Source organism: Myxococcus vastator (genome assembly GCF_010894475.1).
GTDB classification, from domain to species: domain Bacteria; phylum Myxococcota; class Myxococcia; order Myxococcales; family Myxococcaceae; genus Myxococcus; species Myxococcus vastator.
Window position 1 is genome coordinate 1 of the sequence record NZ_JAAIYB010000041.1, and the last position, 21,942, is coordinate 21,942.

Sequence of the window (21,942 nt, forward strand, 5' to 3'; positions counted from 1 at the left end):
GGGTGGGGGCCACCTGGCTCGTGTTGTCGCTGAGCGTGGTGAAGGTCCCCGCCATCGCCTGGGGCGCGGTGCCCGCCGTCCTGGCCGCGTTGGCCATCGCGGGCTCGGATGCCAGACGCCACCCCGCGCTCGCGGCGGCGCTCCTGGCCGCGGTCGCCACGCCGTGGCTCGTCGAGCACCTGCCGGCGCTCGGCCGTGTCCGCGCCGTGCTCCCCGCGGTGCTGGCGCAGACGCGCGAGCGGCCCGGGCTCGCCGAGGGCCTGGTCGTGGCCTCCGCCGCGGCGCTGCTCGTCGCGCTCATGTGCTGGCGCCTGCCGCGAAAGCGGTCCTGGGCGCCCCTGGGCCTGGGGCTGCTGGCTTCGGGCGTGCTCGCGTGGCTGCTGGCCGTCACCTTTCCGGTGGCGAAGGCGGACTACCTGTCCAAGCACCTGGATGACCTGTACGTCACCTACTCCCGGGAGGTGGGGCGCGCGCTCGAACAGCAGACGCCGGCGCGCAGTGTCCTCTTCCTCGCGCAGGACTCGGACGTGCCCCACTCCATGGAGTACCTGAGCCTCATGTTCTGGAGCAACCGCATGACGTACCGGCGGCCGCCAGACATCGTGAGTGCCCGCAGGCGCGGCTATCACCCCTACCTCGTCTCGCCGCTCGCGGAGCGCTACGCCCCCGTCCCCGGTGTGCCGCCGGATGCCGCGCTGCGTGCCTATGACCTGGAGGCCCCCCGGTCCGAACCCGCGCCGCTGCCCGACGGAGTCACGCCGCTGGCCTTCCGTGAGAAGGACATGGAGGTGCTGGGCGTCGCGGCGGGCCACGCGGGTGGAGGCCGTGAGCGGTATGCCTTCTACGTCCGCGCCCGGGGGGCTCCTCGCGCGCTGCGCGTCGTCTTCCACGGTCCCGGCGGAAGCGTGGAGCGCAGGCTGGAGCCCGGCGCCGCGCTGCGAAGGGACGCCACGCTGCGGCGCGCCAGCTGGTTCATCGTGCCCGTGCTGGGGCCTCCCAGCGCGGACGTGACGCAGCTGGAGCTGGGCGCAAACGGCCAGCGGGTGACGCTCTCCCGCCCGGGCGCCTGAGGAAAAAGCGTCGCGACGCCCCGTGGGGCCAAGGCCTGTCGGGTGCAGGGAACTTCACTGCCGAGGCATCTCGCGGGCCAGGGGAAGCGTTTGCCCAGGTCGGCAGGGCGTGCGGACGGTCGCGGGTGGGGCAATTACCCTCCTCCCAGCGCCCTGATGTTGCTTCATGTCCACCGGCGCCGTCCTCACTGTGGGAGGTGATTTTCCATCATGCGAGAGGAAGGGCGTAACACCTACCTCCCATGGGGAATCCTTGTGTCAGGGGCTTGTCGCCCCGCGTCTTCCCAGACATGGCACAAACGGTGAAATCCGCCACGTCCGAGCCTGGTGCTCATGAACGAGGTCGGAACCATGCGGATGATGCTGAAGCAGCAGTGGGTTGCCGCGGCATGTGCGGCGGTGGTGGGTGGGAGCGGAGTCGCGAATGCCCATGACCTGATTTGCGAAAAGACGGTCAATGGCGCGTCGGTGGTGGTGGCGGATGATTATCCCTACACCGCGAACTACAGCTTCAGGGTCGAAAACGTCCATCCGACGTTGCCGTCCGTGTTGCTGACGGCGACCGACGACGTGCTGTCGAGCGAGGGCTTCTCGTTCGTCCCGGCGCCGCCGGTCATTATTCCCGTCAACGGCTCGGTGACGTCGAACTTCGCGCTGCAAATCGGCAGCTACGAAGAGTGTGTGGCCCTCGCCGCGCAGGACGGCCTGGCGGACAACCACATCGACAACACGTTCCGGGTGACGTTCGACCTGGGCTCGGCCATGTGCTCGGCGCGCCTGACGTGCGAGCGGGAAGAGCCGCCTCCGGTGGAGTGCACCAGCGCCACCCGGACGCTGGATTTCTTCAGCACCCGCATCCTGTCGCTCACGCAGTGCCTCGCGCTGGGCGCCCTCAACCTGGGCCCCATCGGGACCATCGTCACGCTGCCCGCCGCGGAGGGCATCCTGTGGGGCAGCCCGGCCATGTACCCGGCGGGAGGGGTGCGCAGCCAACTGGACCGGCTCCGCTTCCTGCTCGCGCGCCAGACGCTGGTGGGCGTCTGCAATCAGCGCCTGTTCGGCTCCACGCCCACGCCGCCGTCGCTGCTCACGGCCGCGGTCGCCGCGCTGAACACCACCGATTGCGACCTCATCTCGTCGCTGATTGACCCCGTGGATGGCTTCAACAATCAGTGCGACTCGTATCCGCTGCCCGCGAACTTCATCCCCGGCCCGGCCACGCCCCATGCCGCGCAGGCCATTGCCGTCGACCCGACCTCCAACTCCGGCCAGAGCTGCTCGCCCTGAGCCGCCCCCGCTTCATTTCCAGACACCCTTCAAATCTCAAGGAAAGACACGCCATGAAGAAAATCATGTTGTCCACGTGTGTTTGCGCGGCCCTCGCCCTCACGGCCTGCGGTGGGGGCACTGACCGGCTCGACTCCGTCCAGGACGAGCCCACCGCTCCGGCCGGCCCCGTCCAGACGGAGGACGGGCGGCGCTTCGAGCTGCGGCTCCGCGGCTCCGCGGCGGAAGGCTACGACAAGCTGGAGCTCCCCATCGGTGCCGTCCGCGTCACCGCGAATGGGGCTCCGCTCAAGGTGGAGCTGGCGAATGACCGCGTGGATGTGGCCCGGGCCGACCACGCGCACCTGGTGGCGTACTTCTACGTGCCGGAAGGCGTGGAGCGCGTCCGCGTGACGTTCCAGCTGGAGGGGCTGGGCGGCTATGCCCGGGCGGAGGGCTCTGGCTTCGTCGACGCCAGCGTCGCCCCGGTCACCTTCGAGGCGCCCGTGCACGAGCTGGCGCTGCGTGGCCGCGCGGTGGTGCAACTCGACGTGGCGCGCTCCCTCGTCGACCTGGGGAGCCACCGCCTGCTGCTCCCCAACGGCGTGGTCAACTACTGAGTCCCGACACCCCACTCAGCCACCCCACCTGCCGAATCGCTTGACAGGTCGCGTCTCACGCCACATATGAAGTGGCATGAGACGCGACAGTCGGCTCTCCGTCGCCTTGCATGTCCTCCTTCACATGGAGGACATGGGCCCCGTGGTGACGTCAGCGGCGATGGGGCGGCTGTTGAAGGCCAATCCCGTGGTGGTCCGGCGGACCATGGCCGGACTTCGGAATGCAGGCCTCCTCACCTCGGTGAAGGGGCACGGTGGAGGGTGGTCGCTGGCGCGCACGCTCGACACCGTGACGCTGGGGGACGTGTACGAAGCGCTCGGAACGCCGGCGCTCTTCAGTATCGGCCCCCATGATGAGAGTCCGGGCTGTCTCGTGGAGCAGGCCGTCAATGATGCGCTGGGAAAGGCGCTGGACCAGGCCGCGGCGCTGCTCATGCAACACCTTCGAAGCACGTCCGTGGCGGACCTGGGTCGCGGCGTCCGCCGCCGTCAGGCGCGTGCCGCGAAGCAGCGCGTCAAGCCTCGTGTCGGACGCGCCTGATGCCATGGCTCGCCCCCACCGTACCGTCACCTCCGGAGCACCCTCATGGCTGACATCACGCATCGAACCGTCAAGACGAATGGCATCCACCTGCACCTCGCGGAGGCGGGTTCGGGGCCGCTCGTGTTGCTCCTGCATGGCTGGCCGGAGTCCTGGTACTCGTGGCGCCATCAGCTCCCGGCGCTGGCGGCGGCGGGGTACCACGTGGTGGCTCCGGACGTCCGCGGCTACGGCCAGAGCGACAAGCCGGAGGCCATCGAGGCGTACAGCATGAAGCAGTTGGTGGGGGATGCGGTCGGCCTGCTGGACGCGCTGGAGGAGAAGACGGCCATCGTCATCGGCCACGACTGGGGCTCGGCGCTCGCCTGGAACTGTGCCGCCCTGCATCCCGACCGCTTCCGCGCGGTGGTGGGAATGAGCGTCCCCCATCTGGGGCGCGCGCCCATGCCGCCGATGCAGCTCTTCCAGCGCCTGTTCGGTGAGAAGTGGTTCTACATCCTCTACTTCCAGGCGCCCGGCGTGGCCGAGGCCGAGTTCGAGGCGGACGTCCCGAGGACGGTTCGGACGATTCTCACCGGCACCCCCGGCTTCGATGTGACGAACCCCGCCGTGCTGGCGAAGAAGAAGGGGGAGGGCTTCCTCGCGGGGCTCGACGTGCCGGAGACGTTGCCTGACTGGCTCACCGAGGCGGACGTCGCGTACTTCGCGAAGGAGCTCTCCGGCAGTGGATTCCGAGGCGGGCTCAACCGCTACCGCAACATGGACCGGGACTGGCACGAGCTGCCTGAACTGGCGACGGCGGTCCTCCCGCAGCCGGCGCTCTACCTGGTCGGAGAGAAGGACCCGGTGCGTGCCTTCTCACCCGTCGACGCCATGAAGGCCCTGGTGCCGAACCTGGCCGACATCCATGTCGTCCCCGGCGCGGGGCATTGGGTGCAGCAGGAGCGCGCCGCGGAGGTGAACGCCGCGCTGCTGACCTTCCTGAAGAAGCTGCCGGCCTGAGCCGCGCGGCCTCCGCGGGTGTGCTGCCCGGAGGGCGGCGCAACTGTGCTGCAATCCCTTTCATCCCGTGGCGGCGTGAGCGGGATGAAGTATAGGTGAGCGTCGATGCAACGGAGGTCGCGCTCATGGTGATTCCAGGGAAGTGCCACTGCGGGAATCTGTCCTTCACGCTCCTCTGGGAGCCGAGTCCGGACCCGATTCCCGCACGGGCCTGTGGTTGTTCGTTCTGCACCCGGCACGTGGGGGTCTGGACGTCCCATCCCGAGGGGACGCTCAAGGTCACCGTCCAGGAGCCGTCACAGGTCTCCCGATATGTCTTCGGAACGCGGACCGCGGAGTTCCTCACCTGTGGCCGGTGCGGCGTCGTCCCCGTGGTGACCAGCCTCATCGACGGCCAGCTCTACGCGGTCGTCAACGTCAACGCGTTTGATGGCATCGACCCGGCGCGGATTCGCCGTGGCTCGGGCAGCTTCGACGACGAGGATGCCGCGACGCGACTCGCGCGCCGGAAGCGCAACTGGATTTCCAACGTGGAGATTCTGGAGTCGCCGCGTCCCCCCTGAAGCGCGGGCGGCCCGCTACGGCTTCTGGGGGTCCACGACCTCGACGTTGCGGAAGTCCTCGCAGGGTTGCTTGAGGCCCAGCACGTACTTCATCGAGTTCAGCTCCAGCTTCAGCTTGGCCCAGAGCCTGCGCGGCAGGCTCGGGCGCACGGGCTCGGGCAGCGCGAGGACGAACGCGTTCAGGTCCAGGTAGTGCGTCGCCGTGCGCCCCATGCCCTCGAAGTCGTGCTCCAGCCCCTGGGTGAGCTGGCGGAGCTCCGGCGTGAGCCCCTGGTGCACGGGTTCGGTCATCAGGACGTACTCCGTGACGGGGACGTCGTTCTTCAGCATCCGGTGCACCAGGATGACGTCCACGCCCGCCAGCTCGGTGAGGTGCTTGACGCGCTGGAAGGCGACTTCACCGGCGTGGGCCACGAACTTGAGCGTCAGGGCGCCCACCTGCATGCAGCCGTCGCACCTGCACATGCGGTCAACGATGAACTGCTCTCGCCGTGAGACGAAGGCGCGGCGGATGTCCGCGACCTGCCGGGCGAAGGCGGGAAAATCGTCGCCCACGGAATAGAAGAACGCCGCGTCTCCTTCGAGCTTGGCGAGCTTGAGCGGACCCGAGGCATCAATGACGGCCTCGAGCAGTTGCGCCACCGTCTCCTGCGCGTGCGCGAGGCTGAAGCGGTGATGACTCATGAAGCGGGTGTATCCGCCGATGTCCGCGATGAGCAGGAGCGCCTTGTCTATCGCCATGCGGCGGCCACCCTATCACGGCGCCTGGAAGCTGGCGCGAACCCGGCCGGAACGTTCGCCGACCGGAGCGAGCCCGGCCCCGACCGACTCCGGGACGAGGCGGGTGTCGTGTTCCCGTCTGTCGCTTTCATGCGTGCGGGTTTCTGACGGGGCGGTGTTGCCAGGAGTTGCCGCTCAATTCAGTTTCGCCCGCTCACAACCCAAGGGAGCCGGTCGATGAACGTCATCAAGACGCCTGAGGTACTCACGAAGGAAGGCAAGGTGCAGGGCCTGGTCGAAGGGAAGATTTCTGTCTTCAAGGGCATCCCCTATGCGAAGCCTCCCACGGGAGCGCTGCGCTGGAAGGCGCCCGAGCGCGCCAATCCCTGGCCCGGGGTCCACGAGGCCTTCGACTTCGGCTTCTCCGCGCACCAGTCCCGTCAGGCCTGCATCGACGCCGGCGGCGGCGACCCCGGTGAGATGCATGAGGATTGTCTCTTCCTCAATGTGTGGACGCCGAAGCTGGATGCGGGCGCGAAGCTGCCGGTGGTGTTCTGGATTCACGGCGGCGCCTTCGTCATCGGCTCGGGCCGAGTGCCGCCCTATGAGGGGATTCACCTGGCGTCGCGCGACGTGGTGCTGGTGACCTTCAACTACCGCTTGGGGCACCTGGGCTTCTTCATGCATCCGGCGCTGGAGAGGGAGAACCCGGGTGGGCCGGCGAACTTCGGCCTGCTGGACCAGATGCTGGCGCTGGAGTGGGTGCGCGACAACATCGCGCGGTTCGGCGGCGACCCGGGCAACGTCACCGTGATGGGACAGTCCGCGGGTGCCAAGAGCGTCCTGTCGCTCTTCACGTCGCCGCAGGTCAAGGAGAAGGGCCTGTTCCTCCGGGGCGTGGCCATGAGCGCGTACGTGCTCCAGGAGAAGCCCCTGGCGGACGCGCGGCTGGCCGGCATGGCCTTCGCGTGGAGGAACGGGCTGGACCGGCTGCTGGCCACCATGAAGGACCTGCGCGAGCTGAGTCCGGAGAAGTTCTGGATGCTCCCCGCGGACACCGCGAACGCGCCCAGCCCCATCTACGGAGACTCCGTCCTCCCCGAGCCCATTCGCGAAACCTTCGCGCGTGGCGAGCAGCTCTCCCTGCCGCTCATCATCGGCAGCACCAGTGACGACTCCAGCGTGGTGTCCTCGTTCGGAATCGACCCCGGCACCATCCTCGAGCGCCTGGGCGCCTTCGCCGAGTCCATCCGCCAGCTCTACCCCAACGTGGACGATGACCGGGAGATTGGCCGGCGGATGTGCCGCGACTTCGTCTTCACCGTCATGCCGCGCTTGCTGGCCACCCGCCACGCGGAGCAAGGCGCCGCCGTGTGGCGCTACTACTTCGAATACCGCGCGAAGATGCTCGCCCCCCGGCAGCGCCTGGGCGTGCCTCATGGGGGCGAGGTGCCCTACTTCCTGGAGACGGCCGCGGACGTGCCGCCCGCCGGCGAGCTGTTCACGGAGGAGGACCGGACGTTCATGCGTCAACTGGTGGATTCCCTGGTCCAGTTCGCGCGCACGGGCACGCCCGGGCCCGTGGCCCAGGTGACCTGGGAGCGGCACACGGAGACGCAAGACACGCTGCTGAGGCTGGATGTTTCATCGCGGATGGTGACGGACTTCGAGCGCGACATCCTGCAAGCCGCCGAAAACCTCATGCCCTTCCTGGACGGCCTCGCCAAGCCGCCCCCGCCGAAGCTGCCGCGCTCCGCGACGTCGTCCAACCTCAGCGGCACCACACGGCCGGAAAATCGCCCATAGCCAGGGGTGTGGCGGACCCGGTGGTGTGTCGCATCACACCGCCGGGCTGCTTCATGTCGCCGTCGTCACCTCGACACGCGCCTCCAATGACATGTCATTGACGCTTCGTTCCATTTCAAAGTGTGGCGGGAATGTAATGAAACAGGCATGTCGCAACGCGCGGCCGCCGCCGGGCGCGGTGGCGGTTCCTCCGGGATGGGACTGGTAGATGGTGAAGATCGTGTGTTACGGTTTTTTAAGCGTGGGACGGCTATTCACTCCTTGCTGCTTCACGCCTCCCCTAAATACCTGAGGTCTCCATGATGTCAGTGAAGGTCATGCGGCGGTGGTCGACGGTTGGCGCGATGTCGTTGCTGGTCGGTTGCGGTCCGGAGATGGTCGAGGAGCAGGCGGAGGCGGAGTCGCCGGCGACCATGGAGCAGGACATCGTCGGTGGCGTGGAAACGACCATTGGCGCGAACCCGTGGCAGGTGTCCCTGCAGAACGGCACCAGCCACTTCTGTGGTGGCTCCATCCTCAACGAGAGCTGGATTCTGACCGCGGCGCACTGCGTGTCGAGCAGCTCTCGCCCCTCCATCCTGGCGGGCTCCACCTCGCGCACCGGCTCGGGTCAGCGGCGCGCCACGGCGGAGGTCATCCGGTATACCGGCTATGTCACGGCGACCCAGGGCAAGGACATTGCCCTGATTCGCCTGTCCACGCCGTTGGACCTCAATGGCACCACCGTCAAGGCCATTCCCCTCGTTTCGGCGGCGGATGCTTCGAGCGGCGCCACCAACGCGGGCGTGGTCGCGACCGTGACGGGGTGGGGCTCGACCTCCTCCGGCTCCTCGTCGTTGCCGGTCAACCTGCGCACCGTGAACGTCAACCTGATTACCAACGCGCAGGCGCAGAGCCAGTACCCGAGCTATTCCATTGGCGAGGACCAGCTTGGCGCCTCCGCGTCGGGCAAGGACTCGTGCCAGGGTGACAGCGGGGGTCCGCTCACCGTCAACCACAACGGCACTCGCAAGCTCGCGGGCGTCGTGAGCTGGGGCATCGGCTGCGCCGACTCGCGCTACCCGGGCATGTACGCGCGCGTGTCGCACTTCGAGAGCTGGATTGACTCCAAGATCAACGGGACGACTCCCCCGCCGACCGGCACCACGGTGCTCTCCCAGACGAACCTGTCGGGCTCCTCCGGCACCTGGAAGCACTACTCCATCAACGTCCCCAGCGGCACCACGTCGCTCACGGTGACGCAGGCGAATGGCTCGGGTGACGCGGACCTCTACGTGCGCCGCGGCTCGCAGCCCACCACCAGCGCCTACGACTGCCGCCCCTACGCGTCCGGCAACGATGAGACCTGCAACTTCTCCAGCCCCCAGTCGGGGACCTGGTACGTGTCCGTGCGCGGCTACTCGTCCTACTCGGGCGTGTCCGTGACGGCCACGGTGGCGCCGTAGTCACGCGCCAGCTCGCCGGTTGAGAGGCCCCCTGTCACCCGTGGGTGACAGGGGGCTTCGCGCGTCCAGGGCCTACTCCACCCAGTGCTGCTCCGTCAGCACGCGGTAGCCCGTCACCGTGTCGATGAAGAAGCTGACGGCGATGCCGGCCCACGGGCCCTTGCCGTAGCTGATGTAGCAGCCCTTGAACGTGCCGCCGTCGGTGCGCGCCTGGAGCTCCGCCAGGCCGTCGGTGATGAGCGCGTCCGGCAGCGGCTCATTGCGGTCGGCGTAGTCGACCGTGCTGGCGACCTGGTTGACGACCTCGGTGCCGGTGGCCAGCTGCGGACGGACCTGCCAGAGCGCGTTGGGGAAGAGGCTGGGGTCGATGCCGAAGCACTGCGCGCTCTTGAACTCGTCATTGCCGTGGGCGCCGGCAATCACGTCCTCCACCTCGAAGTCCTGGCTCAGGCGGGAGGTCCACAGGCTCTCCTCCTGTGCGTTCACCGCGGCGATGAGCGCCGTCAGCGCGTAGCCCTGCGTGGCCGCGTTGCGGAGGTTGCGCAGGCTGACCGCGCCAATGCCAGTCACCTCGGAGATGGCCCGCGCGGACGTGAAGGGCCGCAGGTTGAGGAGGTTCGTCGCGCCGTTCCACGCGTACGGCAGGACGGCGTACAGCGCGTCGCTGGGGATGGTGTTCACCAGGGTGACCACCGCCGCGGCGTCATCGGTGGAGAGCGCGAGCTCGTCCAGGATGCCGGCGCAGGTGCTGGTGATGTAGCCCAGCGCGCGGGCGCCACCTTCGATTTGCGCCAGGCGCACCGGGCCGACACCCTGGACCCCGGACACCTGCGCCAGCGTGGAGAAGGGCGCCGTCGCGCGGTAGCCGACGAGGTTCTGGGCGACGTCACTGGGAAGGTAGGCGTCCAGCGTGGAGAAGGGCGCCGTGTTGACGAAGGTGAGCAGGCCCTGGCACTCCGGGGCCACGTCCACGTCCGTGGTGGTGAGCGGCGCGTCCTGGTGCGCCGTGGACGGAGAAGACGGCTCGGAGTCGGCGCCGGTGGGACCACATCCGACCATCAGGCTCGCGGAGAGAAGGGCTGGAACGAGACGACGCATCGAGGATTCCTCCTGGGGGGTACTGCGGGGGAGGGGGTTCCATACACCAGCCCCCTGACTCGCCGAACATCCTTGAAATCGCGAGAACGTCGTGTTCACAAGAAAGTCATGCGGGTGCTGGAGAGAGGTGACGCGCGTGTCGAACCGGTCCGAAGACGTCGAGCGATTCATGCAGGAACTCGAGGAACGCGCCGAGCTTCTGCTTCAAGGGCGATGACCGGGTGACGTTCAGGCTGAAGCCCAAGGACTGTGTTCAGCTCGTCTTTCACCGGGGCGTGAAGGTGAAGTCGACGCAAGGCTTCTCCTTCGAGGATGCCAGCGGGCTGCTGCAGTGGGCCGCCGCGGACCGCGCCGTCGTCACGCTTCGCGACCTGGCGGACGTGAAGGCGAAGAAGAAGGCGCTGTGCCAGGTCGTGGTCCAGTGGATGGAAGCGACCTCGCAGTGAGCGCTCCGGTCTGAAGGGCCACCTGTCGCGGGTGGCTTCGAGGCAGCGCCCGGAAGCCCTGCCACGTTCCTCGGTTCAGGCCGCCGTGCGGGGCGTGTGGCCGCGCACCGCTTGCTGGGCCTCGGGGGTTTCTTCCGGGGCCGCGTCCAGCGCCGTACGGACATCGCGCACGAGCCCCAGCCGGCGAAGCCCCCGGATGACCCACCACCCCAGGTCCAGTTCGTGCGCTTGGTGGCCCATGCGCGCGGAGCCTGGGAAGGCGTGGTGGTTGTTGTGGAAGCCCTCGCCGAAAGACAGCACGCCCAGCACCCAGATGTTCGTACCGCTCTCCGCCGCGCCCGGCAGGGCATGGCGCCGCTCTCCCCAGACATGGGCCGCGTAGCCCACGGCCCAGTGTCCGAGGATGCTGGCGGTCGTGCGGGCGCAGACGCAGAGGGCCACGGCCTCGGGGCCCAGCACCACGAGCACCACCCCCGCCAGCCCGAGCACGTGGAGCGGCCAGGTGCGCTCCAGGAAGCGCAACCACGAGTCCTTCAGTACGTCTGGAGGAAGGCGCGCCAGGGCCCGGTCATCCGCGGGCTCGAAGCGCAGGTGCAGGTTCCAGCCGAAGTCGCGGGCCATGGAATGCCCATAGGCGAAGTAGGGCGGGCAGTCGGGGCGGTTCTGCCAGTAATCGCGCACCGCGTGCAGGCGTGCCCACGACAGGGGACCGCCAAGCCCGCTCAGCACGAACAGGTACGCGAGCACGCCGCGTGTGAGAGGGCCGGCCTCGTAGGTGCGGTGGATGACGCCGCGATGCAGGCCCACCGAGTGCCCCAGGCAGAGCGTCGCGAAGGTGAGCAGGAGCGACACCGCCACCGTGGTGGGCGTCGCCGCCGTGAGCCCTACGGTGACGCCGGGGATGAGCATGCCCCAGAGCCACAGGGCCCGCGCCGGGTCGAAGCGCAAGCGGCCCACGTCGGGAGGCACCGGGGCGGCGGTGCTCGCGAGCGGCTCGCCTGTGCTTCCCCCGTTCAGGGTGACCTCGGGAGGACCCCGCGTCGCGGTATTCATCGCGTCACCTCTTCCGCCCGTGCACGCGCCGGCTCTCCAAAGAGCGCCTGCCGGCAGAGGGCGTCCGCGCCCAGGACCCCGCTTCCGGCGCCAGGCAGCCGCAGCGCGAGCGACGCAGGGGGCAGCAGGCGCGCCAGCATCGACACCAGGCCATCGGTGGCGCGCTGACGTGGGCTCTTGTCGAGCAGCCACCACAACACCACGGCCAGGTGCGCGACGTAGAGCAGCCTGCCCAGCGCCTGGCCCACCATGGCGCTGCCCGGGGCGTCCGTGGCGCCCGCCACGGCGGCTCCAAAAACGGCCTGGACCCGCTGCCGGGAGAACGCCGTCTGCGGCGCGAACAGGCCGTCCTCCGCTCCGCCCACGAGCACGGGAATCAGCGCCTTGAGCACCTCGTGGTGCGGCCCGAGCACGCCAAGGCTTGCCCGGAGCGCGAACAGGAAGCGCTCCCGCCAGGGGCCCGTGGGCAACGCGGCGGCGCGCGCCGCATAGGCCGAGGACAGCTCGTCGTACAGCGCCAGGACGATGGCGCGCTTGCTGGGAAAGTACCGGTACAGCAGGCCGACGCTCACCCCCGCCTGCTTGGCGATGTCCCGCAGATGGGTGGCCTCGTAGCCCCGCGCGGAGATGAACCCCAGCGCGGTCGCGTACAGCCGCTGGCGTGTCTCATGGCCCTGCTCCGTCCGGCCTCGCGGGCGTCCTCGCTTGGGTCCTTCCGTTGCCCCGGCCTTGCTCCGCGTCGCCATGGCCTCCCCCTTGTTTGAGTGAACCTGTTCACCAAAATGATGCCCGAGGCCCGGGGCGGGTGCAAGACAAGCGCGTCAGGGCCCGCAAAACGTCCGGGAAGTCCATTCGTTGATGGCTGCTGACACATGGCGGCGTGCCGATGAAGCGAGTAGGCAGAGGCTGTTGAGTGAGGAGGTACCACCTGCCATGCCCGATACGTGCTCGCTCGACCTGCGCGAGCGTTTCATCACAGCCTGGCACGCGCGCTATCGCCCGTGGCTTCATGCTCGGCGATGCCAGGGGGCGCCGCTACCTCGCTCGCTTCGAGGCAACCGGCAGCGTCTGTGCGCGTGCCCGTGGGAGTGGGTGTCTCGTAAGGTGTCCGGGTTGCATCAGGGCGCCCCGCCCGCCCTGGCTGCCATTTCTCCGCGCGACGCATCCGGAGGGCTCGCCACTTACGGCGACGCCATCACTCAACCCTTTGAGCTGCGCCATGAGGCGAGGCGCCCCGAGGACCGGGGCGCACCTCGGCAGCTCACTGTTCGGAAATGTCGGGAGATTTCGCGGCGCAAAACCCCCGACATTTCCGAACAGCGAGCTCCGGCAGTGACTCCGGCCCCTCGCCGCGAGCGGGCCCCTGGGGTGGCCGCGCGGTCCGTTCAGCAAGAACTCCGCCACGGAAGTGAGGGTACCCCCGCGCGCGCCTTGTACGCGTGTACCGGGGCAAGCCGAGCACTGATTCCAGGCCAAGCCGAGCAGCGATTTCGGAGGAAGGTGAGCAGCGATTCCGGGCAAGCCGAGCAGCGGCTTCGGTGAAGCCGAGCACTTGCGGTGAAAGCTGGTGCGGGGAAGGCCAGGAGCGTTGACGGCGCTGGGCAGCACAGGCCACTGCCCCCTCCTTTGGGAGGCGGAGATGGCGGCACAGAGGCTGTCGATGCGGAAGTTGAGAGCGTTGTTCCGGCTGAGGTACGAGGCGAAGCTGACGACGTGGGCGATTGCCACCAGCCTGGGCATTGGCAATGGCACGGTGTGCGACTGCCTGGGGCGAGCCCGGTGGCGAAGCTGCCGTGGTCGCTACCAGGGAAGCTGGATGAGCGGGGCACCCGGTGTTCGGCGCATGTGCGCACAAAGCAGCGACGCTGGCGCGGTTCGCCGAGGAGCGTTCACGCCCCCGGGGAGGCGCGTCATCGAAGGGGCTTGTGGCGCTTCAGGCCGTACACCCAGGTGTCCGGTGGTTTCTGAAGGAGGAAGCCTTGGAGGCAGCCTCCGCGGTCGCTATGAAGGCGGCCGGACCGCCGGGAGAGAGGCGGGACAGGAGACTTCGAGGGAATGCCCCCCGAGCAAATCAACCGCGGTGACGTGTTCTGGGTGGAGCCCGACGACTCACGAGGTCCGGTCCCCAGCTACTCGCACCCGCACGTTGTGGTCCAGGACGACGTCTTCAATCACTCACGCATCACGACGGTGGTCGTGTGTGCGCTGACGTCGAACCTGCACCGGGCCAGCGAGCCAGGGAACGTGCTGCTCGAGGTGGGGGAGGGGGACCTTCCCAGGCAGAGCGTCGTCGTCGTGTCGCAGGTGTCCTCGGTCGACAAGGCGCGTCTGGGAGCGCGAATCGGGGCGCTGTCGGACGCGCGCGTGGAGCAGATTCTTGCCGGCCTGCGCTTCCTGCAGGTGTCGTTCTTCAGGAGGTCGTGAGCTGAGGGACGGTCGCTGTCGCTGCCGGACTGGTGCTCCCTCAATGCCATGGCATAGGCTGTCTTGATGAAAATGAACTCCCGAGGGTTCCTGGCGTCGCTTGCTTTTATGTCCTTGAGCAGCCTGGGATGTGGTGACTTCGACCCCGACGACGCCGTGACGATATCGCAAGGGGTCTTTGGGATGACCACCTATGTGGATGATGTATGTGCTTCCGATTGTGAGCGCGAGCCGCGGTCGATGACCCTGCTGATCAAATCCCTGCCCCAGGACATGGACGTGGCGTCCGTGACGTCGAACGAGGACGGCTTTTTCGAAGCAGAGCTGGCACAGGGAGACTATCGAATCTGTACGACGTTCGAGCGTTGCACGGACTTCTCGGTGGGCACCCATGAAGTGGTTCGCCTCGACTACGAGATGTCGGTGGGGCCGGGGTGGTCCAGGTAGCAGGCTGAGCCGCGCGCAGCCGAGGGCCGGCGGCCCTCATGCACCAGGGGCCACCAGTCCCGTGAGGTCGCGCGTGATTCGCCCCTCCAGGATGGGCACGCAGTCGCTCGGGCACTCCGTCGTGAAGCGCAGGCCCTGGTCCTTCGCCCGGCGGATGAAGCCGTCGAGCGCTTCGAGCGAGGCGTTGGGGATGTCATGCAGGACCATCAGCGTGTGGGGTTGCGCCGCGCAGTCCGCCAGCGCCTTCTCCGGCCAACCCCTGGGGTCGAGCCAGTCGCCGGGGACGCTGTTCCAGAGGACGCACGAGTAACGGTGGCGGACCAGGTGGTCGACGGCGCGCTGGCTCAGGAGGTGCGGGCCGAGCTTGCCGCCACCTCCGAAAGGCCGGAACCACTTGGGGGCGGGGACGAGCGGCGCGAGCAGCGCGTCGGTGGCCGCGATCTCCACCTCCACCGTGCCCGGGCGCGGGTCTTCTCCCAGCGGGATGGCGTGGGTGAACGAGTGATTGCCAATGAAGTGCCCCGCGTCCCGAGCACGCGTGACAAGGCGCCGCCCTTCCTCCGTGACGAGGTGCTTTCCGAGCACGAAGAACCGCGCGGTGATGTCGTGCGACGCCAGGACATCGAGCACCCGAGGCGTCACCTCGGGGTCGGGCCCGTTGTCGAAGGAGAGCGTGAGGAGGTTCACCGGAACACGTTGTTGGACGAGCGGTCTCCGGCGAGCCAGCGCGCCAGCTCCTGGTGGGCCTTGGCGCGGCGGGCCTGGACGAGCTCGGGCTTCACGGCGTCCGGGCTGTCGTAGGTGAACTCGACAATCATCCCGTTGGGGTCCTTCACGTAGAGCGAGCGGCAGTAGCCGTGCTCGAGCACGTACATGCCAGGCTCGGTGTAGCCCGCGGCTCGCAGGCGCTCCTCGATGCCTCGCTGGGCTTCGAGCGTGACGTCCAGCGCGATGTGGTGGAAGGGCGAGTCCGGCATCTTCGGCCCGAACAGTGCCTGGTCCTCCTGCTTCTCGAACTGGAAGAACGCGAGCGCGCTGCCATCGGCGAGCTCGAAGAAGGTGTGACAGTAGGTGCGGACGGCGCCGAACAGCTCGTCCGATTCGCACCAGGTCGCGACGAGGGGCAGCCCAATCAGCTCCTCGTAGAACTTCCGCGTCGCCTCCAAGTCCCGAGTCACATACGCCGTGTGGTGAAGCCGGCCGGGCAGTTTCGCTTGCGTGGACATTCGTCCTCCCTGGGGTGTGCTCAACGACGAGGGATTACTTCGCCGCCTGTGCGGGCGGCGTACCCGCATGGACGGGGGCCGCGGCGGCGATGGGGTTGCGCAGGACGCCAATCCGCTCGACGGAGACCTCGCACACCTCGCCGGCGCGGAGGAACCGCGGCGGCTTGCGGGCGGCGCCCACGCCGCTGGGCGTGCCCATGGCGATGACGTCTCCCGGTTGGAGCGTCATGGCCTCGGAGAGGTCCGCGATGACGGTGGCGACGTCGAAAATCATGTCCGACGTGGTCGCGTCCTGGAGGACTTCTCCGCCCACGCGCATCTGGATGCGGAGGCCGCGGGCGCCCTCGGGCAGCTCATCGGGCGTGACGAGCTCCGGGCCCAGCGGACCCGTCCCGTCGAAGTTCTTCCCGACGGTCCACTGGTGGGTGCGCTTCTGGTAGTCGCGAATCGAGCCGTCGTTGAAGAGCGTGTAGCCCGCCACCCACTCCAGCGCGCGCTCGCGAGGAACGTTGCGCCCCGGGCGTCCCACCACCACCGCCAGCTCGGCCTCGTAGTCGAGCTGGTCCGAGCAGGTGGGCACCACCATGGGCTCCTCATGGGCCAGGAGGCTCGACGGGAGGCGCGTGAAGACCACCGGGTGCCGAGGCGTCTCGTAGGTGGCCTCCGCCGCGTGCGCGACGTAGTTCAGCCCCAGGCAGAGGAACTTGCTCGGCTCCGGAACGAGCGGGCGGTAGCGGAACTCCGAATCGGACAGCACCTGGAGGTCCGTCGCCTCCGACACGCGCTTCGCCAGGGCCGCGAGCACGTCCGGGCCTCGCTCCAGCAGCGCGCGCAGTGAAGTCCCGACGGATGAATCGAGCGCCGTCACGTTCACCATCCCCTTGGCCGTGCGCACGCCCATCGCAGGCGCATCCTTCACCAGAATCGAAGCAATCCGCATGGTGGCTCATCTCCCTCGACGACGCGCCGCAGGCTAGCGGGGGGGGTGCTCGACCTCAACGAAATGTCGACAAAATGCAGTTTGCATCCAGTTTGACGCCTTGTGTCAATTCTGTGCGGTGTCGTATAGGTGCATGTTTGTGAGGAGAACCATGGTTGCTTCATCCCGTCTTCGGGGTCCGGTGTCCGAACCCACGCTCGCCTCGGCGGTCGTGGACCGGCTGCGGGGTGACATCCTCGATGGCGTGTTGCCGCCGGGGGAGAAGCTGCGGCTCGAGCACCTGGCGCCGCGCTACGGCGTTGGGCGGACGCCGCTTCGCGAGGCGTGCTGTCGTCTGGCGTCCGAGGGGCTCGTCACCATCGTGGACCAGCGCGGCTTCCGGGTGGCGCCCATCTCCCGGGCGGACTTGCTGGACCTGACGCGGACGCGGCAGCAGCTCGAGCCGCTCGCGCTTCGCGCCGCCATCGCTCACGGTGACATCGCCTGGGAGGGCGAGGTGACCGCGGCCCTCCATCGTCTCCAGCGGCGGGCCCCGGTTTCCGGGAGCGGAACGCTCGACGACACCTGGGAGCTGGAGCATGCGCGCTTCCACGCGACCTTGCTCGGTGCGTGCGGGTCGCCCTGGCTTCTCAAGTTCCATGCGACCTTGTTCGACCAGACGGAGCGCTACCGTCGGCTCGCGCAGGCGCACGGCAAGGCGAGGCGGAGCGTGGAGGATGAGCACGCCGCCCTGGTGAAGGCCACGTTGGAGCGGAACGCGGAGCGGGCCTGCGCGCTGCTGACGGAGCACATCGCGCGGACGACCGAGCTTGTCCTCGCGGGTCATCCGGGATTGCGCGCGTCGGGTGCCACGCCCGCGCTTGCTTTGCCGACAAAAGGCCGGAGCCTTCGCGCGAAGGATTGACGCTCCGTCCGTGGGCGCGTACTGGCTGGGGCACCATGGTACGCACCGGCTTCGTCGAGGGTTCTGGGGGCGTTCGGCTCGCGGTGAGTGAGGCGGGCCCGTCGTCAGGTGTTCCGGCCGTGCTCTTCCTGCATGGCATCGCGCAGAGCCGCCAGAGCTGGCACGGGGTGCTCGAAGGGCGGTTGGCGCAAGACCACCGCCTGGTCGCGCTCGACCTTCGAGGGCACGGTGATTCGGACAAGCCCGAGGGCGACGCGCCATACGTGGATGGCGCTCACTTCGCCGGAGACCTCGCGGCGGTCATCGGGCAGCTCGGCCTGCGGAAGCCCGTGGTGGTGGCCTGGTCGTATGGCGGCGTCGTGGCCGGCGACTATCTCCGGCACCACGGTGATGGCGCGCTGGGTGGACTCTTCTTCGTGGCCGCGGCGCTCAAGACGGGGAAGCCCGCGCGGGCCTTGTTCGGGCCGGGGATGATGTCCAACGCGCGCGGGCTCCTCTCGGAGGACCCGGCGGTCTATGAAGCCACGGCGCGGGCGTTCATCGCGGCGTGTGCGGTGCGGGGACTCGACGCGTCCGTGGCCGAGGAGGCCCTTCGCGCGATGCTCCGTGTTCCGCCGAATGTCCGTCGTGCGCTCCTCTCGCGGGCGGAGGACTACTCGGTGGAGCTGGGGCGATGCCTCCGTCCGGTGGCGACGCTCCATGGCGAACTCGACCAGGTGGTCCTTCCGGCCATGAGCTCGGAGGTGGTGCTCGCGTGCGCGCGTGAGGCCCGGGGCACGTGGCTCCCCGGCGCGGGACACCTGCCGTTCCTGGAAGCGACGGCGGAGTTCGAGGCCGCGCTCGCGGCGTTCGTGATGGCGGCGCGCGATTGAGGCTACGCATCCCTGGTGACCCGAGACACCAGGTGGTGCGCGCTGTCATCCGTGCGCGTGGTCCCATGCGTATTTCAAGTGACTGATTTCCTTGAGGCCGACGGGCCCGGACGCCTGCGCAGGGCGCCCTGGGCAGTGGCACGTGTCCTGCTTTGCAGCGGGGCACGTCGCGCACAGCAGGAACGGTTGCCCCTCCAGGGGATGCCGTCCTCTCCCCGGTCTCAAGGAGTCCGCCATGTCCATCTCGCTCCCCAGCCGTTCGTGCCGCTCGCTTCCCCAGGTGAGCACCGCCTGCGCCCCACCTGTCTCCGCGCAGGCGCCGAGCGTGAAGGCCTCGCAGGTGTCACCGCCGCGGAGCGACGCCTGGCAGAAGCGCATGACGGACACTTTCGAGCCCGCCGCGCGCGGGCAGGGCGTGAACCTGGGCGGCGCAACGTCCCAGGTGAGTGACGCGGGCCCCGGCTTTGGCGCTCCGTCCAGCGGCGCTGTCTACAACGCGAGTCAGCCCTGGCTGAGCGTCAACAACGTGGGCGCGCCCTACAACAGCAACATGCAGCTCATCTCCCCGGAGCAGAAGAGCCAGTTCAAGTTCACGAACACGTTCACCAACACCACGGGCCAGCCTCAGACCATCACCCTCTGGAACAAGGTGGGAGAGAAGGGCGGACCGAACGACGGGCAGAACTTCGACAAGAGCACGCCGAAGACGTTCACGCTCCAGCCCGGGCAGTCTCAGACGGTTGCCTTCGACAACAACAGCAGCGTCGCGTGGTGCGTGTCGAAGGACGGCTCGGCGAAGCCAGGCGCGAACTCCGGGCAGACGTGGGGTGAGGCGACGTTCGGAAACGCCGCCACGGGGTGGAGCGGCTACAACACCAGTCAAATCAGCCCCGCGGGCCACAATGGCAACATGTCCATCTCCAACGAGGCCACGGGCAAGACGGTGACGCAGGCCAATGCCTGGCAGACGCCCTCCGATGACCCGGCGGGCCGCGACGTGGGCGTCCCCGCGGGGCCGATGAACCTGCGCACCGTCCTCGGTTGAGCGGGTCGCGGCGCGGGGCCAACCGACCGGTGGGGCACTCTGTCGTAGCGGCTCACCGCTCGTGCATGGCCACCGCCAGCGCTGATGGAATCGTCTCTTTCATCAGCGCGATGAACCGGCGCAGCCGCGCGGGATGAAACCTCGCATGCGGATAGAGCACGTACATGGGCAAGGGCGCGGCTCGCCAGGAGGGCACCAGGTGCAGGAGGCGGCCCTGGGCGAGGTCCTCGTGGAGCAGCCAGGCCGAGGCCACGCAGACGCCCAGGCCCTGCAGCGCCGCGCTCCGGATGGCGTAGAGGCTGTCCGTGCTCAGGCGGGGGGCGAAGGTGATGGGCTGGACCTCGCCAGTGTCCACATGGGTCAGCGATATCTCGTTCCGGTAGAAGGTGCGCAGTGACAGCCACGGCAACCGGGCGAGCGCGTCCGGATGGGAAGGGACGTCAACGTCTCCAAGGACCGAAGGCGCGGCCACGACGATGCGCGGCACCTCGGCCACGCGGATGGCCACCACGCTGGGGTCACGCACGTCTCCGACGTGAATCGCGCAGTCGATGCCGTCGGTGATGAAGTCCACCGCCCGGTCATGCAGCAGCCATTCAACCGACACCCGCGAATGGCGATTCAGGTACTCCGTCAGCGGCGCCACCAGCAACTGCTGTCCAAAGGCATGCGGCACCACGACGCGCAGCGTGCCCTCGGGTTCGTTGCTCGCGCCACGGAGGTCGGCTTCGAGCAGCTCCCAGCTGGCCAGCAGCTCCTTCGCGCGTTCGTAACAGCGCGCGCCGTCCTCGGTGAGCTTCATCGCATGGGTGGAGCGCTGAAGCAGCCGCAGCCCCAGGGAGCGCTCCAGTGCCTGGAGCCGGCGACTCACCGTCGGCTGCGTGGTGCCCAACTGCGCCGCGGCCGAGGACAAACTCCCAGCGTCGACGATGCGGATGAACGTCTGCATCAGCTCCAGCCGGTCCGCGGTGGCTGGCGCGGTGGGGTGGGGTGCACGCCTCCGGGGAGCTCGGGACCGAGGCGGCTTGGAGCGAGTGGGCATGCGACCTGATCTCGTGCGGGGTTATACGCCGAACGTATATCCGCTGTACGGAGCACGCTACTACCAGCCTCGGCCCCTCTAGAGCACCTTCACCTCGACTCGCAGCGCAGAGGTGAACGAGATGTCCTTCATTCGTGCCGTACATGGAAGCGCCGGGGCTACCGCCACCCGTCATGGGGACGGTGCCTCCCTGTCAGGGGGCTTGCGGCTGCTGCTGGCGGCGAGCGCCGGCGTGCCGGTGGCCGCGCTCTACTACAGCCAGCCCATGCTGGGCGTCATCGGGGCCTCCACGGGGGCCGCTGACGCCGTGGTGGGCTTCCTCCCCACGCTCACGCAACTGGGATACGCGCTGGGCATCCTGCTGCTGACGCCCCTGGGGGACCGCTTCGACCGGCGCCGCATCATCCTGGTCAAGGCCGCCTTGCTGAGCGTGGCGCTGCTGCTCGGCGGTCTGGCTCCGGACATGAGCCTGCTGCTGGTCATGAGCTTCGCCGTCGGCCTGACGGCGACCGTGGCGCAGGACATCGTCCCGGCCGCCGCGACGCTGGCCCCGGAGCGGGAGCGGGGCAAGGTGGTGGGCACGGTGATGACGGGCCTGCTGCTGGGAATCCTCCTGTCCCGGGTCGTCGCCGGTGTCGTGGCCGAGCAGCTCGGCTGGCGTGCCATGTTCATCATCGCCGCTGCCAGCGTGGCCTTGATTGGCGTGGCGGCCTGGCGAGGGCTCCCTCGCTTCCAGCCGACGAGCACGCTGTCGTATGGCGCCCTGCTGGCCTCGCTTGCCCGGCTGTGGCGCCAGCATGGTGCCCTGCGGCGCGCGGCGCTGGCGCAGGGGTTGCTCTCGGTGGGCTTCAGCGCGTTCTGGTCCACCCTCGCGGTGATGCTGCATGGGGCGCCGTTCCACCTGGGCAGCGCGGCGGCGGGCGCCTTCGGCCTGGCCGGGGCGGCCGGAGCCTTGGGCGCGCCGGTGGCGGGCCGCGTCGCCGACCGCTTCGGGCCGGAGGTCGTCACTCGGCTGGGGGCGGGGCTGACGGCGGTCTCCTTCGCCACCATGTTCGCGGCGCCATGGCTCGAGCCGAATGCCCGGCTGTGGCTGATTGGCGGCAGCGCGATGGGCTTCGACCTCGGGGTGCAGATGTCGCTCGTGGCGCATCAGACCCTCGTCTTCGGCATCGACCCCGCGGCGCGCAGCCGACTCAACGCGGTGCTGTTCGTCGGTATGTTCATCGGCATGTCCGTCGGCGCAGCCAGTGGCAGCCTCGTGCTGGCCCGGTGGGGCTGGCTGGTGGTGACGCTCTTGGCGACGGCCTCCGCGCTGGCGGCCTTGCTGGTCCGCCTGGCGCCGCGAGCCCGTGTGGCCCACTGACGCCAGGGGAGCACGCTGGCGCTTCACTGGCCACGCTGGGAGAAGGCCG

22 protein-coding genes and 1 pseudogene are annotated in these 21,942 nt (G+C 68.7%); 15 read left to right on the top strand and 8 right to left on the bottom strand.

The annotated features are described in order from the left end of the window. From G4D87_RS06665 to G4D87_RS06690, 6 genes and pseudogenes are all read left to right on the top strand, one after another. Positions 1-1,070: pseudogene (locus G4D87_RS06665) on the top strand (dolichyl-phosphate-mannose--protein mannosyltransferase); the annotation flags it as partial. Between the two features lie 333 nt (positions 1,071-1,403). Further along, the gene (locus G4D87_RS06670) at positions 1,404-2,357 is read left to right on the top strand and encodes a hypothetical protein (protein ID WP_240358056.1); all 954 of its coding nucleotides are present in this window, start codon (positions 1,404-1,406) and stop codon (positions 2,355-2,357) included. Between the two features lie 53 nt (positions 2,358-2,410). Continuing rightward, positions 2,411-2,956, top strand: coding sequence for a hypothetical protein (locus tag G4D87_RS06675; RefSeq protein WP_163780087.1), 546 nt, complete (start codon positions 2,411-2,413; stop codon positions 2,954-2,956). A gap of 76 nt (positions 2,957-3,032) precedes the next feature. Next, a complete protein-coding gene (locus G4D87_RS06680) occupies positions 3,033-3,497 on the top strand; it encodes an Rrf2 family transcriptional regulator (RefSeq protein ID WP_163780089.1) in 465 nt (154 codons plus the stop codon). A gap of 45 nt (positions 3,498-3,542) precedes the next feature. Beyond that, complete coding sequence (locus G4D87_RS06685; RefSeq protein ID WP_163780091.1) at positions 3,543-4,499, top strand: alpha/beta fold hydrolase; 957 nt, start codon at positions 3,543-3,545, stop codon at positions 4,497-4,499. Positions 4,500-4,594: 95 nt separating this feature from the next. Beyond that, the gene (locus tag G4D87_RS06690; RefSeq protein WP_163780093.1) at positions 4,595-5,062 is read left to right on the top strand and encodes a GFA family protein; all 468 of its coding nucleotides are present in this window, start codon (positions 4,595-4,597) and stop codon (positions 5,060-5,062) included. 15 nt (positions 5,063-5,077) lie between these two features. Here the strand turns inward: G4D87_RS06690 and G4D87_RS06695 are convergent, their stop codons facing one another. Then, a complete protein-coding gene (locus G4D87_RS06695) occupies positions 5,078-5,803 on the bottom strand; it encodes a DUF2652 domain-containing protein (protein ID WP_163780095.1) in 726 nt (241 codons plus the stop codon). A 216-nt stretch (positions 5,804-6,019) separates the two neighbouring features. Between G4D87_RS06695 and G4D87_RS06700 the strand changes: the two genes are divergently transcribed. Together G4D87_RS06700 and G4D87_RS06705 are read left to right on the top strand one after the other, a co-directional pair. Beyond that, positions 6,020-7,588 carry a carboxylesterase/lipase family protein gene (locus tag G4D87_RS06700; protein ID WP_163780097.1) on the top strand — a complete coding sequence of 523 codons (1,569 nt, stop codon included), beginning with the start codon at positions 6,020-6,022 and terminating at the stop codon, positions 7,586-7,588. 299 nt (positions 7,589-7,887) lie between these two features. Beyond that, positions 7,888-9,033 carry a trypsin-like serine protease gene (locus G4D87_RS06705; protein ID WP_163780099.1) on the top strand — a complete coding sequence of 382 codons (1,146 nt, stop codon included), beginning with the start codon at positions 7,888-7,890 and terminating at the stop codon, positions 9,031-9,033. 72 nt (positions 9,034-9,105) lie between these two features. Here G4D87_RS06705 and G4D87_RS06710 read toward each other — a convergent pair whose 3' ends face one another. Next, a complete protein-coding gene (locus tag G4D87_RS06710; protein WP_240358057.1) occupies positions 9,106-10,131 on the bottom strand; it encodes a helix-hairpin-helix domain-containing protein in 1,026 nt (341 codons plus the stop codon). A gap of 221 nt (positions 10,132-10,352) precedes the next feature. On the opposite strand from G4D87_RS06710, the gene G4D87_RS06715 reads away from it, so the two are divergent. After that, on the top strand, positions 10,353-10,577 hold the full coding sequence (locus G4D87_RS06715) for a hypothetical protein (protein ID WP_240358058.1): 225 nt from the start codon (positions 10,353-10,355) through the stop codon (positions 10,575-10,577). Between the two features lie 75 nt (positions 10,578-10,652). Here the strand turns inward: G4D87_RS06715 and G4D87_RS06720 are convergent, their stop codons facing one another. Next, entirely contained in the window at positions 10,653-11,630 is a 978-nt protein-coding gene (locus G4D87_RS06720) for an acyl-CoA desaturase (RefSeq protein ID WP_240358059.1), read from the bottom strand. Beyond that, entirely contained in the window at positions 11,627-12,376 is a 750-nt protein-coding gene (locus G4D87_RS06725) for a TetR/AcrR family transcriptional regulator (RefSeq protein WP_163780102.1), read from the bottom strand. Before G4D87_RS06725 ends, G4D87_RS06720 begins: the two co-directional genes overlap by 4 nt. A 1,309-nt stretch (positions 12,377-13,685) precedes the next feature. On the opposite strand from G4D87_RS06725, the gene G4D87_RS06730 reads away from it, so the two are divergent. Together G4D87_RS06730 and G4D87_RS06735 are read left to right on the top strand one after the other, a co-directional pair. Continuing rightward, positions 13,686-14,054, top strand: coding sequence for a type II toxin-antitoxin system PemK/MazF family toxin (locus tag G4D87_RS06730; RefSeq protein WP_163780104.1), 369 nt, complete (start codon positions 13,686-13,688; stop codon positions 14,052-14,054). 66 nt (positions 14,055-14,120) lie between these two features. Beyond that, the gene (locus G4D87_RS06735; RefSeq protein WP_163780106.1) at positions 14,121-14,501 is read left to right on the top strand and encodes a hypothetical protein; all 381 of its coding nucleotides are present in this window, start codon (positions 14,121-14,123) and stop codon (positions 14,499-14,501) included. 36 nt (positions 14,502-14,537) lie between these two features. Here G4D87_RS06735 and G4D87_RS06740 read toward each other — a convergent pair whose 3' ends face one another. The 3 genes from G4D87_RS06740 to G4D87_RS06750 are packed head-to-tail and all read right to left on the bottom strand — an operon-like array spanning position 14,538 to position 16,667. Further along, on the bottom strand, positions 14,538-15,188 hold the full coding sequence (locus G4D87_RS06740) for a polysaccharide deacetylase family protein (RefSeq protein WP_163780108.1): 651 nt from the start codon (positions 15,186-15,188) through the stop codon (positions 14,538-14,540). After that, a complete protein-coding gene (locus tag G4D87_RS06745; RefSeq protein ID WP_163780109.1) occupies positions 15,185-15,727 on the bottom strand; it encodes a VOC family protein in 543 nt (180 codons plus the stop codon). The genes G4D87_RS06740 and G4D87_RS06745 overlap by 4 nt, the downstream gene beginning before the upstream one ends. A gap of 34 nt (positions 15,728-15,761) precedes the next feature. Beyond that, positions 15,762-16,667 carry a fumarylacetoacetate hydrolase family protein gene (locus G4D87_RS06750; protein ID WP_163780111.1) on the bottom strand — a complete coding sequence of 302 codons (906 nt, stop codon included), beginning with the start codon at positions 16,665-16,667 and terminating at the stop codon, positions 15,762-15,764. 151 nt (positions 16,668-16,818) lie between these two features. Here G4D87_RS06750 and G4D87_RS06755 point away from each other — a divergent pair, with 151 nt between their 5' ends. The 3 genes from G4D87_RS06755 to G4D87_RS06765 all read left to right on the top strand — a co-directional run bounded on the left by G4D87_RS06755 (position 16,819) and on the right by G4D87_RS06765 (position 19,488). After that, the gene (locus G4D87_RS06755) at positions 16,819-17,571 is read left to right on the top strand and encodes a GntR family transcriptional regulator (protein ID WP_163780113.1); all 753 of its coding nucleotides are present in this window, start codon (positions 16,819-16,821) and stop codon (positions 17,569-17,571) included. A gap of 119 nt (positions 17,572-17,690) precedes the next feature. After that, positions 17,691-18,443, top strand: a complete 753-nt coding sequence (locus G4D87_RS06760) for an alpha/beta fold hydrolase (protein ID WP_240358060.1) — start codon at positions 17,691-17,693, stop codon at positions 18,441-18,443. Between the two features lie 235 nt (positions 18,444-18,678). Beyond that, positions 18,679-19,488: a hypothetical protein gene (locus G4D87_RS06765; protein ID WP_163780117.1), complete on the top strand. Its 810-nt coding sequence runs from the start codon at positions 18,679-18,681 to the stop codon at positions 19,486-19,488. 52 nt (positions 19,489-19,540) lie between these two features. Here G4D87_RS06765 and G4D87_RS06770 read toward each other — a convergent pair whose 3' ends face one another. After that, positions 19,541-20,530, bottom strand: coding sequence for a LysR family transcriptional regulator (locus G4D87_RS06770; protein ID WP_240358061.1), 990 nt, complete (start codon positions 20,528-20,530; stop codon positions 19,541-19,543). 121 nt (positions 20,531-20,651) lie between these two features. Between G4D87_RS06770 and G4D87_RS06775 the strand changes: the two genes are divergently transcribed. After that, on the top strand, positions 20,652-21,893 hold the full coding sequence (locus G4D87_RS06775) for an MFS transporter (RefSeq protein WP_163780119.1): 1,242 nt from the start codon (positions 20,652-20,654) through the stop codon (positions 21,891-21,893). Positions 21,894-21,942 lie beyond the last annotated feature (49 nt).